The following is a 14,483-nucleotide window of genomic DNA, read 5'->3' on the forward strand; positions in this document are numbered from 1 at the left end:
ACAGTGATACAACTATTTCACAAACCCTTCCATCTAATTTTGGAGGGGTTTGTTTATTAAAGCCCCCGCAAACGCTTAACTTTGCGTTGAGAAATAAATCTAATTAGAATTAAAATAACTGTTTAACATGTTTAGTATGAGACTTCCCATCAAAATCACACAACCATTTTTTGTGCTAATGCTCTGTCTGTCAATGAGTTATGTTAATGCTCAGGACACAATTATGGAGCAATCATTCGATTTTCCGGCATTATTTCCACCTGTAGGCTGGACAAACACTAAAGTAGCCGGTGTTGGCGCTCCGGGCAATTGGGCCAGGGTTACAACAGGTGGTTCACCAATACAGGAGCCGCATTCTGATCCTGCGGAGGCAAAGTTTAACTCCTATTTTTATCAGGTCGGAACTGCTGCCGACCTGGCATCATCTGTTGTTGATTTGTCGGTTCTTGGAACCTATACCGTAAATTTCTGGATGTATCGCGATGGCGGTAATGGTAACGATAAAATGGAAATTTATGTGAACACAACTCAAGCTTCTGCAGGTGGCACATTAATCGGAACAATTTACCGTAAAAAATCGTTAGCCCCAGTTGAAGCAACCGATGGCTGGTATAATTATACGTTTACAATTCCTGCGGCATTTAATACAGCAACAAACTATATTATTTTCAAAGGCGTTTCTGATTATGGATTTAATATCTTTTTGGATGATATTGCTGTAATTAAAAATGTTGTTTCTATACCAACATGCGGAACCGGATTATATCCCGTTACAGGTGCAACAGATATTTGTCCTAATTTAGTTTTAAGCTGGGACAATGCACCCTATGCTACCGGATATAAAATAACACTAGGTAATAATGCACCTAATTATAATAATGTTGCAAATAATTTAGATTTGGGTAATGTTTTAAGTTATTCGGTATTACTTGCAAACAGTACAACTTACAAATGGAAAATACGCCCGTACAATGAAAATGGTGTATCAACAGGATGTATTCAAAATTCATTTACAACTGCATCAGGTGTGTGTTATTGCACACCGGTATTTATTGAACCGAATTGTGTATCGCTCGATTATATTGATGATGTTTCTACATCAGGTGCAGTTACCAATATTTCTAATTTAAATACCAATTGCGCAGGTGGCTCCGGAAATTATTCTTATTATTCCGCATTAACCATTGATGCCAATCAGGGTTCATCTTTTACACTAACATTACAATCCGGTCCTGATTACGAGCAAGGATATGGTGTATGGGCCGACTGGAATCGCGATGGTGATTTTGATGATGCAGATGAATTTGTTTATCAGTCTGCTACTCCAACAACAGCTATTGTTAATGCAACAATAAATGTTCCGGTAACTGCTGCTTTGGGTGTAACACGTTTCCGAATTCGTGCATTTTATAATGAAGCACCTTTAGCATCGCAAGCATGTGCAACATGGAACGAAGGTGAAACAGAAGATTATAATATTAATGTAACTACTTGCACATTCACAACATATTATCAGGATGCCGATAACGATGGTTTTGGAACAACAGCATCAACTACTACAAGTTGCACAGGTGTGCCACCGGGATATTCTGCATTTAGTACCGATTGTAATGATGCAGTAAATACAATTTATCCGGGTGCAATTGAATTATGTAATTTAATTGACGACAATTGTAATGGTACAAATGATGATAATGCAGCAGTAGCAATAATAACTCCTGCCGGCGCAACATCTGTATGTAAAGGATCAAGTCTTATATTAAATGCCAATACCGGAATCGGATATACATATCAGTGGATTCGCAATGGAGCAAATCTTGCAGGCGCAACTTCAGCAACATACAATGTAACTAAATCGGGAAATTATTCTGTAAAAGTTACAGTGCCTGGCGGATGTAATGCAACTTCAACCGCAATTGGCTGCACGGTAAATGCAAATCCAACAGCAAATATCTCAACACCTGAAGGAACTAACTTATGTGGTTTACCTGATTTAGATCTGGTAGCAAACGGTGGTGCCGGTTTTACATACATCTGGTATAAAAACGGAGCAATAATTGCCGGCGCAACAAATCAAACTTATGTTGTTACAACAATTGGCGATTATCGTGTAAAAGTATTTAATGCTGCAGGTTGTAGTAAAACATCGCCAATTAAAACAGTAACTACATCTTGTAAAACAGGCGATTTGAATGAAAACATGTTTTCAATTCAACCAAATCCAAGCACTGATGCTACCCTGATTCAAATCAGAATAAATAATGATGCTTGTAATTTAGTTGTAACTGATGTTGTTGGGAAAGTGCTATTTACTGAAAAATATGCAGTGGAAAATAATCTGTTGGATGTAACCTTACAAACAGCTAACTATCCTTCCGGATTATACTTTGTTACTTTAATTACCGAAACGGGTTCTGAATCAAAACAGTTAGTGGTGATTCAATAATCATAAACAAAAAAAATCCACCTGAATTTTATTATTTAAAATTTTCAGGTGGATTTTTTATTTGGAATAACCCCTTGCCTTTTTAATCTTAATTAATTACCCCCAAGTCCAGGAGTATTGCAATTGTTGCTTGTAGTAATTGTGCAAGATGATTCATCGTATGTTTGCGGATCAACCATAGCACCACTGTCAGCCTGTAATTTTCCAACCACTGTAAATTGCTGCGGAATTTGACCATGAAAAACTTCATTTAAATTAATTGTATATGATCCACTCCATACACCAGATCCATATTGATAAGGAATACCAACGCCAATCGGATTATTGTTTATAGTTACATATACTCTTTGTTGGTTCGAAGAATTTGCGGTGAAATTGATACGAACTGTAGGATTACTTACTGCACCAAATCCACCCAGGCAAACAAAATCGGGCTCTGCATAAAATTCGGTTATTTCACCGGTTTGCGGTGTAGGTTGAGGGCCGCAATCAGAATAAATACAGGAAAAGGCCAATAGCACTGTTAAAAATGCACCGGTAATACTTAATGTTTTTTTGTTCAGGTTTTTCATAAGGTTTAAAATTTAGTTTAAATAATGATGTAAAATAAATCTTATTCAATCTAAACTTAAATAGCCAAAACTGGTGATTATTGATTGCTGCTATATGGCTTACATAAATAAAAAACCCTCAATAAAATTACTATTGAGGGTTTCGAATTATTTAACAATCAGAATTAATAATCATCAATTTCATCCTGCAATTCATTTTCAATAATTTCGAAATTATATTTTGCAGCAAACGCCTCCTGTGCTGTTTGAAAATTTCCATCTAAAACAGCTTCCTTGGCCGATATGTCCGCAAGTATTTCATTCATCCTCTGAATTTGTGGATCGCCTATTGCATCGCCAAAAATAATACCAAGCATTTCTTTATACTCATTTTGAAAAATGGTGAGATAAAATTGAAATAATTCGGAAGCGGCATTTTTCAAATCGCTGTTACCTTCATAGGGTAAAACATCCTTCATCTTGCTGATAGCATTTTTGGTATTTTCTATCATGGCATCATAATAAGGTTGTATGCCGGCTGCAGTTATAGTGTCAGTTGCCATTACATCATTAAATGTAACAATTGATTCGCCAATGGTGTTTTGTAAATTAACAATGTAATCATTGTATGCTATTGCTTTGTCATCCGATTGAGCTTGTGCGCTTATAGCACTTACCAACATCAACCCCAAAATAATTTTCTTCATATTTATTGCTTACTTTAATTAATAAAAAAAACGACATCAATAACGTTTTCCGATATCAAAGTCGTTTTAAAAATAGTTTAAATTTATTTAAGCTTCGAAACTTGTGCCGCAGCCGCAGGTTTTTGTAGCGTTTGGATTGTTAAATGAAAATCCTCTGTTATTTAATCCGTCAACAAAGTCAATTTCCATTCCGGCTAAATACATGCCATGGCTTTTTTCCATTATAATATTAATGTCGCCAAGCTGATATAAATTATCATTTTCCTTTTGTAAATCAAATCCCAAAACATACGACATGCCGCTGCATCCGCCACCTTTAACGCCAACACGTAGGCCATATTCGGCAGGAATATTTTTTTCTGTTATAATGTGCTTAATCTCTTTGATTGCACTTTCTGTTAAACTGATTGGTGATTCTATTAATACTTCCATAGTTATTGTGCTTTTGTATCTGCAAAAATAATAAACGATAATCCATTAAATAAAGTTTCACAACCATACTTTGCCGTAACCTTGTCACAAATGATAAAAAAACTGCTCATTGTGACTTCGCCGTTTACCGGCCAAATCCTACTTTTGATTAATTTATCACTACAATAGTAACTACACTGTTACTATCAAAATATATAGTTATTTTTTCGAAAGCGGCTGTAAGTGCTATTAAATCTATCTTCTGTGATTTGAATAGCTTCTATATTGTGACATACTAATATATTGATTATCAAGGGATAATTTTTAATTATTAAATAAAAATTTTCATCTTACCACCCTTATCTCCCAACAGTCAAACACAATTTAACAATTTTGTTTTACACCTAAACCACACATTATGAGAAAAAGGTTTTTACTCTTATCCCTTGTGGCAGCTGCGTTTGGATTAACATCCGTAAATGCTCAGTTGTACAATTACACGACAGACCTCTCGGGGGTGCCTGCTTCAGTGGCATCAAACACTTCAGCTTCAAATTTGGGACGCGTAAACGGGGCACTTGCTGCTACCGGATGTCCGGATGGATTTAACTCCAACAAGTTTTCTGAAGCTACAACCTATGCCAGCACACGTCCGGCTATGGAATTTTCAATTACACCAAACTCAGGATACCAATTGGATGTAACATCACTTTCTGTTGATGCGCGTCACAATAATAAAGGCCCTGTACTTTGGCGATTAGCTTACTCAACCGATGGTGGCGCTACCTGGGTTGATAATGGTACTGACGGCAGCGTAGGTTCAGTTGCTTGTGGTTCTTCAACTGCAATAAGTTGGGACATGACCGATTTTTCAACCTATTCTACTTTAATGGTGCGTATTTATGCATATGCATCTGCAAGTAACCTGAATGGTGTTGCCACAGCAAAAAATGTTGTTTTAGGCGGTTCAGTTTCTTTTGCCGATGTTGATGGCGACGGTTATACTTCTGATGTTGATTGTCAGGATAATAATGCAGCAATTAATCCCGGTGCAGCAGAAATTTGTAACGGTATAGATGAAAATTGCGATGGCAATATCGATGAAGGCGTTCAAACTACTTATTATGCTGATGCAGATGGCGACACTTATGGTGATGCCGGTTCAACAACAATGGCGTGCTCAATGCCTGAAGGATATGTTGAAGATGCTACAGATTGTAACGATGTTGATGCAGCAATTAACCCTGCAGCAACTGAAGTTTGTAATGGTGTTGACGATAATTGCGATGGTAATATAGATGAAGGTTTAACGTTTACTACTTATTATGCTGATGCTGACGGTGATACCTACGGAGATGCTGGTTCAAGCACTTCTACTTGCGATGGCGCACCTGAAGGTTATGTTTCAGACGCAACAGATTGTAACGATGCCGATGCAGCAGTAAATCCGGGAGCAACAGAAGTTTGTAACGGTATAGATGATAATTGCGATGGAAATATAGATGAAGGTTTAACTTTTACAACTTATTATGCTGATGCTGACGGTGATACCTACGGCGATGCAGGTTCAAGTACGACAACTTGCGATGGTGCACCTGAAGGATATGTTTCAGACGCAACAGATTGTAATGATGCTGATGCAGCTGTAAATCCGGGAGCAACCGAAGTTTGTAATGGTATAGATGACAATTGCGATGGTAACATCGACGAAGGTGTTCAAAATACTTATTATGCTGATGCTGATGGCGATTCTTATGGTGATGCAGGTTCAACAACAATGGCCTGTTCAGCACCGGAAGGATATGTTTCAGACGCAACAGATTGTAATGATGCTGATGCAGCTGTAAATCCGGGAGCAACAGAAGTTTGTAACGGTATAGATGATAATTGTGATGGTAATATCGACGAAGGTGTTCAAAATACTTATTATGCCGATGCGGATGGCGACACTTATGGTGATGCAGGTTCAACAACAATGGCATGTTCAGCACCTGAAGGATATGTTTCAGATGCAACAGATTGTAATGATGCTGATGCAGCTGTAAATCCAGGAGCAACAGAAGTTTGTAATGGTATAGATGATAATTGCGATGGTAACATCGACGAAGGAGTTCAAAATACTTATTATGCTGATGCCGATGGCGATGGTTATGGTGATGCCGCTTCAACTACAATGGCATGCGAAGCACCGGAAGGTTATACAGCAGACGCAACAGATTGTAATGATGCTGATGCAGCTGTAAATCCAGGAGCAACAGAAGTTTGTAATGGTATAGATGATAATTGTGATGGTAACATCGACGAAGGAGTTCAGTCAACTTTTTATGCTGATGCCGATGGCGATGGTTACGGTGATGCCGGTTCAACTACAATGGCATGCGAAGCACCTGAAGGATATGTTTCAGATGCTACAGATTGTAATGATGGTGATGCATCCGTAAATCCTGCCGGAACAGAAGTATGTAACGGTATCGATGATAATTGTGATGGCAACATCGACGAAGGAGTTCAGTCAACTTTTTATGCTGATGCCGATGGCGATGGTTACGGTGATGCCGGTTCAACTACAATGGCATGCGAAGCACCGGAAGGTTATACAGCAGATGCTGCAGATTGTAACGATGGTGATGCATCTGTAAATCCAGGCGCATCAGAAGTTTGTAATGGTGTAGATGATAACTGTGATGGTAATATCGACGAAGGTGTATTAATTACATTCTATGCTGATGCCGATGGCGACACTCATGGTGATGCAGCTTCAACTACAGATGCATGTTCAGCTCCATCAGGTTATGTATCAAGCAACGACGATTGTAATGATGCATCAGCAACTGTATATCCAGGTGCCGTTGAAATTTGCGGTAATGGTATAGATGAAGATTGTGATGGTGGTATCGATGTGATTTCAACTATTGCTGCAGACGGTCCTACAACATTCTGTTTAGGCAGCAGTGTAAACTTAAACAGCACAACTATTGGAACAGGCTATAGCTACCAATGGATGAAAAACGGTACAAACATAGCAGGTGCAACATCTTCAAGCTTAAATGTTACATTACAGGGTAACTATAAATGTAAAATCACTAAAGGTGAATGTGTAAGCACTTCAAGTGTTATAACCATTTCTGTAAATCTTAACCCTAATGCTACAATTGCAACATTAGACGGAACTGATCTTTGTGGTAAAACTTATGTAAGATTAAGAGCTAATTCAGGCACAGGTTTAACATACCAGTGGTATCTTGATGGTGAAATAATTGAAGGTGCAACTACAAATGTTTACTATGCTTCAATTCCGGGAGATTTTTATGTGGTGGTAACCAATGCAAATGGTTGTAGCAAAGAGTCTGCTCACGTTGCAGTTATTTCAAGTTGTCGTTTAGCTGAAGCTGGTGGAGTGGCCTTTAATTTGATGCCAAACCCTTCAAACGGTAATTTTGAATTGAATGTAGATATGGGTAACGATTTTAATGGTTCAGCAATGATTAGTGTAATGAATATTGCCGGCCAGCAGGTTGCTCAGTTAAGTGGTGTTGTAGTGAACGGAAAAATGCATACTACTATCCAAATACCTCAGGTTGCAGGTATTTATATGGTGGTTGCTGAAATCAACGGCGTTCAAATCACTGAACAAATAATGATTACAGAGTAATTAGCTTATTTTGTATATATCTGAAAGGGCTGCCTGCATGGGCGGCCCTTTTTTATTTAGGCAGCTCAGTTTAATAAATTGGATATATATAATTTTTTATCTGTTTACCCGTTCTTATGCGGATACTGCACAATGGGGTAAGTTTTTCAATTATAAAAGATTTTTTTGCTCCGGGTATTGTATTTATTATTCTTAATTTTATTTTTGCAACCCTCCCAAAAAGTGAACAATGGATTTAGTACTGCAAATTGTAGGTTATATTATCCCTGCCCTGGTGGTTTTTTTAACTACCTATGTGGTTATCAGGGCCTTTCTTGACCGTGAACAGCGCATGCGTGAAATGGAATTCAGGCAGGCCAATTTGCGTGAATCGCTGCCTATTCGTTTGCAGGCATATGAACGCCTTACACTTTTTTTGGAGCGAATAGCCTTAAATAATTTATTACCTCGCGTAAGAAAGCAGGAAATGACTGTTGCCGAGTTCAGAACAGCCCTTATTAATAATATCCGCATGGAGTATGAGCATAATTTGAGCCAGCAGGTGTATGTTACCGCCGAAACATGGGGCATGATAAGAGCAGCCAAAGAAGAAACAATCAGTGTAATTAACCGCAATGCCATGTCGCTTATGCCCGAATTGCCGGGTATTGAGCTCCATAAAAAAATAATTGGTGAATTGGCAGAAAGTGAAGATGATGCCATCACGCTGAAAGTGCTGGTTCAATTAAAAAAAGAAGTGATGTTACTTTACGGTAAATAAACTTTAAATCCTGTTTATCCCTTTCAATAATTTTATTTTTTTTAATGTGTCCGCCAAAGCCGATACATATTTTTACAACCACTGTGTTACAACTGCTATCTACATACCCGAAATTGCCCACAAGGCATAATAAGTCATTGCTCCATATTGGTTATGTAGTTTTTTTCTTTTTATTGTCATCCTGCAGTTATTATTACGCTGAATCGAGCCATCAAACTACACAGGTTAGAGTAACTGACATTCCTGCTGACTCATCAACAAGTGCAATTATTGCACCTTACAAATCAGCGCTTGATGGTGAAATGAATGCGATAGTTGCCGAATTGGCAGTCGATATGAAAAAGGGTAAACCCGAATCAACCCTTGGTAATTTTATTTGTGATGTAATTGTTAAGCAGGGCGAAAAAGTTACGGGCAAAAAAATTGACTTTGGTGTATATAATTATGGTGGAATTCGGCAGGATAATTTAAGTGCGGGCCCGGTTACAAAAGGTAAAATTTTTGAGTTATTACCATTTGAAAATTTTGGAGCTATAGTAACATTAGACGGACCGTCCACATTATTATTAATTCAAAAAATAATTAATGAGGAAGGATGGCCCATTTCTTCAGGTTTGCGAATTGTTGTAAAAAATAATTTACCTGAAACTATTTTAATAAATAATGAGCCATTTGATCAAACCAAAACTTATGTTGTGGTTATGAATGATTATATGGCTGGTGGCGGAGATAATTCTGCATTTTTAGTCGGGCAAAAAGTCGAAATTTTAGGTACAACAATTCGTGATATGATGTTACAATATCTTGCGGATGAAACTGCTGCCGGAAGAAAAATTTATTCAAAAATGGATGGGAGGATAACCTATGCAGAATAGAAGAACATTCATAAAAAAAATTGCATTAGGCAGTGCTATGGCAGGGCTGGGTTCTTTGAGCCTTGAGTCGTTTGCAGCAGTAGGCGCTGATAAGCTTGTTATTTTACATTCAAACGATGTGCATAGCAGAGTGGATCCTTTTCCTGATAATGATAAAAAATTTCCCGGCATGGGAGGTATGGCAAATAAAGCAGCCATCATAAAAAAAATAAGAGCAGAAGAAGACAATGTATTATTACTCGATGCAGGAGATATATTTCAAGGCACACCATATTTTAATTTTTATCATGGTGAATTGGAAATGAAGTTAATGAGTGAAATGCAATATGATGCCGGCACAATGGGCAACCATGATTTTGATGCAGGTGTTGATGGATTTGAAAAACAATTGGTACATGCTAATTTCCCAATCCTGGTTGCTAATTATGATTTTACCGGCACTGTTTTAGAAAATAAAATTCAACAATACAAAGTTTTTCAGAAAAAAAATATTAAAGTAGGTGTATTTGGTTTGGGTATTGAATTAAAGGGTTTGGTGCCTGAAAAGTTATATGATAAAATAATATATCTTGACCCGGTTGCGAAAGCAAAGGAAATGGTTAGTATATTACGCGATCAGGAAAAATGTGAATATATTATATGTTTATCACATTTAGGTTATCAATATAAGGATGACAAAATTTCAGATGTGATGCTGGCACAGCAAACGGAGGGTATCGATTTGATTTTGGGAGGCCATACCCATACCTTTTTAGACGCCCCTGTAATTTACAAAAATCTTGCCGATAAAGAAGTGTTGATTAATCAGGTAGGATGGGCTGGGGTGTGGCTTGGAAGGGTTGATATTTTTTTTGAGAAAAAAAGAACAAAAAAATGGCATTCTGGTAAACCTGTCAAGGTTTCGAAAAAAACAAGGGGATAAAAATTTTTTTTAGAAATATTTTTTTCACACCTTCGTTATCCCGCTGTGAATAAATAATTAAAAAATTCTAAATTCTGAGATGAGTAGCAAAGATTTTCAAACTGTGTGGGCCAATTGTCTTAAGATAATAAAAGACAACGTGAATCTTCAGAGTTTCAAAACCTGGTTTGAGCCGATTGAACCGGTTAAATTGGAGGATGAAGTTTTAACGATTCAGGTACCCAGTCAATTTTTTTATGAATGGTTAGAAGAACATTATGTAACTTTATTAAGAAAAACAATTAAACGTGAATTAGGAAACAACGCCCGGTTAGAGTACAGGATAGTAGTAGAGAATAGCTCTGGTAATAACTCACCTTTCACTATCGATTATCCGAATTACAATACCGGTAACAACAAGAACCCTGAAGTAGCGGCTCCATTAGTTATGGGAACAAGCATCAAAAATCCGTTTGTAATACCCGGTTTGAAAAAAGTAAATATCGAATCAGGGTTGAACGCCAATTACAACTTCGATAATTTTATAGAGGGTGACTGTAATCGTTTATGCAGAAGTGCTGGTTATGCTGTTGCGCAAAAACCGGGAGGCACTGCATTTAATCCTTTAGTAATTTACGGTGCAACCGGGTTAGGAAAAAGCCACCTTGCACAGTCAATTGGTAATGAGGTTAAACAGAACTTTCCAAACAAAACGGTATTATACACGAATGCTGAACGATTTACGAACCAGTTTATCGAATCATTAAAAAATAATTCAGTTAACGATTTTGTTCACTTTTACCAATTAATAGATGTATTAATAATAGATGATATTCACTTTTTTGCCAATAAAGCAAAAACACAGGATATTTTCTTCCATATTTTCAATCATTTACATCAGGAAAGCAAACAAATTATCTTAACCAGCGATCGTCCTCCGCGCGACTTAGAAGGTGTTGAAGAAAGATTGTTGAGTCGTTTTAAATGGGGATTGAGTGCAGATTTACAAGCACCTGATTTTGAAACCCGCGTAGCCATTCTCGAAAAGAAAATGTATGCCGATGGTATCGAGTTACCAAAAGATGTGGTTGAGTTTGTAGCATATAATATTACAAACAACGTTCGCGAACTGGAAGGTGCATTAGTTTCATTGCTGGCTCAAGCTTCATTGAATAAAAAACAAATCGACCTTGACCTCGCTAAAAAAATCGTGAAAAATTTCGTGAAAAATATGTCTCGCGAAGTTTCTATCGACTTCATCCAAAAGGCAGTTTGCGATTATTTTGAAGTTCCGGTTGACAAGCTTAAAGAGAAAACGCGTAAACGCCAGGTTGTTCAGGCGCGTCAGTTGAGCATGTATTTGTCTAAAAACTTTACAAAACATTCACTTAAAGCCATTGGTAAACACTTTGGTGGCCGTGACCACTCTACGGTTATTCATAGCTGTCAGGCCATTCAAAACCTGATGGATACCGATACTAAGTTTAAAGAGAGTGTTGACGACTTACAAAAAAAGATACAAATGAGCATTTCATAATGCCCGAAAACGATAAATTGAAGTGCCTCCCCTTCCGGGAGGCATTTTATTTTACACTATTGCTCAAATTTTTAGGATAAAAAAAACCGTTTTATTACCTTTGCCGTCCTTTCGATAGAATGCCAGGTCAAAAAGGCAGGAATATTGAGTTGTTCTTTAGGTTTTGAGGATTCAAAATTAACTTTAACTAATTACCCGGTGAGATGGGTGAGTGGCTGATCCGCCGCGGCGGATGCTAAACAGCCGGTTATTAATATTAATAATATTAATAAACATAAAAATTAAGTATCTGATGAAAATCAGAGTTGACATTACGGTGAGGTGGGTGAGTGGCTGAAACCAGCAGTTTGCTAAACTGCCGTACTGGAAACGGTACCGAGAGTTCGAATCTCTCCCTCACCGCCATCATATTGAAAGATAACCGTTCGGGGCGTAGTTCAGCCCGGTTAGAATGTCCCGCTTAAGGCGGGAAGGCCGGAAGGTCGAAAAGATATTGTTCGGGGCGTAGTTCAGCCCGGTTAGAATGTCCCGCTAAGGCGGGAAGGCCGGAAGGTCGAAAAAGATATTGTTCGGGGCGTAGTTCAGCCCGGTTAGAATGTCCCGCTTAAGGCGGGAAGGCCGGAAGGTCGAAAAGATATTGTTCGGGGCGTAGTTCAGCCCGGTTAGAATGTCCCGCTTAAGGCGGGAAGGCCGGAAGGTCGAAAAGATATTGTTCGGGGCGTAGTTCAGCCCGGTTAGAATGTCCCGCTTAAGGCGGGAAGGCCGGAAGGTCGAAAAGATATTGTTCGGGGCGTAGTTCAGCCCGGTTAGAATGTCCCGCTTAAGGCGGGAAGGCCGGAAGGTCGAAAAGATATTGTTCGGGGCGTAGTTCAGCCCGTTAGAATGCGGAGTGAAAGATTGGGGCGATTGCCCGGTTAACTGCTTTGGGAGCAGGAGGCCGCTGGTTCGAATCCAGCCGCCCCGACAGAAACCATCAACGAAGTTGATGGTTTTTTTATGTACACTATTTCCTGAAAAACACGCTTCGTCCTTACAACAGCACGGCCGCTGGTTCGAATCCAGCCGCCCCGACAGAAACCATCAACTTCGTTGATGGTTTTTTTATGTACACTATTTCCTGAAAAACACGTTTCGTCCTTACAACAGGACGGCCGCTGGTTCCCTGCCTGCTAGCGCAGTCAGGCAGGGAATCCAGCCGCCCCGACAAAAACCATCAACTTTGTTGATGGTTTTTTTATGTACATAAAAAAGCCCCCGGTTTCCCGGGAGCTTGGATATATATAGAACGAATAAATAGTAAATGTTATCTCTAAAAAATACCTTTCTCTTCTTCAGGTATATCTTTTTTGAAGATTTTTTTTATTGAATCAACGTGTTCGCTGCCGTTTTTTGAGAAAACGTATTTTGTTGCCTGCGCTAAGCCGTAACCGATTAGTGTTTGGAATAATAACTTTTTACGGCGTTTTAAAATCATGCGACCGGCAATGGCAGGAACTAATGGCATTGCTAACTTCGCCAGCGATAACCCATTATTAAATGCGGAGTTATTTTCAACTTGTTGAAATTTATCCGTAATGGTATTTTTTATTTTAGTAAACTTTTGAATTGTGGAAAATATCGGACTTAAGTCAGTTGCTATTTCTTTGTATTGTGATTTGATGTCATATTCCAATACTACAGCACGATTCCGCAGTTGCTGGCGTTCAGCATTCAGCTCGTTCCAGTCATTCAATCTAAGTTTATTTGCCTTTTCCATCGTCGTCGTCGTCGTTTGTGAAATCTTTTATAAAGAGATTAGTTAAGCCGATTTTAACACCTTTCGAAAATATAAATTTGACCACGATCAGCACTAATAGATAAAATCCAGCTACAGCAATAAATCCAAGCGTATAACTATCTAACAAAATACTGAGTGCAAAACCTCCGGCCAAACTCAAGAACAATACAAAAAATAATCCTGCAATTAATAATATACTATTCGAGATGAAATTGGATAAGGTGAATGCAACCTTTTCGGTCACATTCAGCCTTATTATCTGTAATCGCACATTGACATATTCTTTTATATCATCAGTAAAATCGCGTAATTCGTTTTTATTGAGTGTTTCCACAATATTATAATTGTTTTACAGCTTGTTTGCCATTATCGTGCATTTTGTTCGACTCACTTTGTGTTTTGTCGATGAAGTCAAGCACTTTTTGTTTGCCATCTTCTTTCATATCACCCAGTGATTGCAAAATTTGATCTTTAAGCGAAATACCTTTGCCTTTAAATTCGCTTGCTTTTGATTTTAATTCATCAAATTCATTGATGATTTTTTCTTTAATATCATCACTCACGGAATTCAGCGCTTTGCCAATTTTTTTTCGAAGTTTGTCATTTTTTTCAGATGCAAACCAATATCCCAGGGCAGCTCCGGCACCTAATCCGGCTAATACTGCAAACATTGTTGTTTTGTTACTCATATGCTAAAATTTAATGGTTAAAAATTAAAGTTGCTTAAATATTTAAATCAGCGTTGTGCCAATTCCAAAATTTAAAATTCAAATATCAAGCCACAACATTTTATCATTTGTTAATTGTTGAAACATGTTGATTAAACAAAATCAATTGTCTCATCAAATTGCTTAAATGTTGGAGAA

General features: G+C 38.0%; 12 protein-coding genes and 1 tRNA gene. 7 read left to right on the top strand and 6 right to left on the bottom strand.

Translation table 11 applies throughout. From position 1 onward, the window contains the following. Positions 1 to 223: 223 nt before the first annotated feature. Entirely contained in the window at positions 224 to 2,446 is a 2,223-nt protein-coding gene (locus tag IPI65_02215; protein ID MBK7440366.1) for a T9SS type A sorting domain-containing protein, read from the top strand. 92 nt (positions 2,447 to 2,538) lie between these two features. Here the strand turns inward: IPI65_02215 and IPI65_02220 are convergent, their stop codons facing one another. From IPI65_02220 to IPI65_02230, 3 genes are all read right to left on the bottom strand, one after another. Continuing rightward, complete coding sequence (locus tag IPI65_02220; GenBank protein MBK7440367.1) at positions 2,539 to 3,018, bottom strand: hypothetical protein; 480 nt, start codon at positions 3,016 to 3,018, stop codon at positions 2,539 to 2,541. Positions 3,019 to 3,182: 164 nt separating this feature from the next. Then, on the bottom strand, positions 3,183 to 3,704 hold the full coding sequence (locus IPI65_02225) for a hypothetical protein (protein MBK7440368.1): 522 nt from the start codon (positions 3,702 to 3,704) through the stop codon (positions 3,183 to 3,185). Positions 3,705 to 3,791: 87 nt separating this feature from the next. Beyond that, the gene (locus IPI65_02230) at positions 3,792 to 4,136 is read right to left on the bottom strand and encodes an iron-sulfur cluster assembly accessory protein (GenBank protein ID MBK7440369.1); all 345 of its coding nucleotides are present in this window, start codon (positions 4,134 to 4,136) and stop codon (positions 3,792 to 3,794) included. 397 nt (positions 4,137 to 4,533) lie between these two features. On the opposite strand from IPI65_02230, the gene IPI65_02235 reads away from it, so the two are divergent. From IPI65_02235 to IPI65_02260, 6 genes are all read left to right on the top strand, one after another. Next, positions 4,534 to 7,767 carry a T9SS type A sorting domain-containing protein gene (locus IPI65_02235; GenBank protein ID MBK7440370.1) on the top strand — a complete coding sequence of 1,078 codons (3,234 nt, stop codon included), beginning with the start codon at positions 4,534 to 4,536 and terminating at the stop codon, positions 7,765 to 7,767. A gap of 229 nt (positions 7,768 to 7,996) precedes the next feature. After that, positions 7,997 to 8,527 (top strand): hypothetical protein, encoded by a 531-nt coding sequence (locus IPI65_02240; protein MBK7440371.1) that lies wholly within the window; start codon positions 7,997 to 7,999, stop codon positions 8,525 to 8,527. An 83-nt stretch (positions 8,528 to 8,610) separates the two neighbouring features. Beyond that, positions 8,611 to 9,402: a 5'-nucleotidase C-terminal domain-containing protein gene (locus IPI65_02245; GenBank protein MBK7440372.1), complete on the top strand. Its 792-nt coding sequence runs from the start codon at positions 8,611 to 8,613 to the stop codon at positions 9,400 to 9,402. Further along, the gene (locus tag IPI65_02250) at positions 9,392 to 10,324 is read left to right on the top strand and encodes a metallophosphatase (protein ID MBK7440373.1); all 933 of its coding nucleotides are present in this window, start codon (positions 9,392 to 9,394) and stop codon (positions 10,322 to 10,324) included. The genes IPI65_02245 and IPI65_02250 overlap by 11 nt, the downstream gene beginning before the upstream one ends. 79 nt (positions 10,325 to 10,403) lie before the next feature. Continuing rightward, positions 10,404 to 11,840 (top strand): chromosomal replication initiator protein DnaA, encoded by a 1,437-nt coding sequence (gene dnaA / locus IPI65_02255; GenBank protein MBK7440374.1) that lies wholly within the window; start codon positions 10,404 to 10,406, stop codon positions 11,838 to 11,840. Between the two features lie 315 nt (positions 11,841 to 12,155). Continuing rightward, a tRNA-Ser gene (locus IPI65_02260) sits at positions 12,156 to 12,245 on the top strand. A 904-nt stretch (positions 12,246 to 13,149) separates the two neighbouring features. Here the strand turns inward: IPI65_02260 and IPI65_02265 are convergent. Genes IPI65_02265 through IPI65_02275 form a run of 3 tightly spaced genes read right to left on the bottom strand, consistent with a single transcriptional unit; the run spans position 13,150 to position 14,306 of the window. Continuing rightward, positions 13,150 to 13,596, bottom strand: a complete 447-nt coding sequence (locus IPI65_02265; protein MBK7440375.1) for a hypothetical protein — start codon at positions 13,594 to 13,596, stop codon at positions 13,150 to 13,152. Next, positions 13,580 to 13,951 (bottom strand): phage holin family protein, encoded by a 372-nt coding sequence (locus IPI65_02270; protein ID MBK7440376.1) that lies wholly within the window; start codon positions 13,949 to 13,951, stop codon positions 13,580 to 13,582. Before IPI65_02270 ends, IPI65_02265 begins: the two co-directional genes overlap by 17 nt. A 4-nt stretch (positions 13,952 to 13,955) precedes the next feature. Next, on the bottom strand, positions 13,956 to 14,306 hold the full coding sequence (locus tag IPI65_02275) for a YtxH domain-containing protein (protein ID MBK7440377.1): 351 nt from the start codon (positions 14,304 to 14,306) through the stop codon (positions 13,956 to 13,958). Between the last annotated feature and the right edge of the window lie 177 nt (positions 14,307 to 14,483).

This window comes from Bacteroidota bacterium, from assembly GCA_016706255.1.
Classification (GTDB): Bacteria; Bacteroidota; Bacteroidia; order Chitinophagales; family BACL12; genus UBA7236.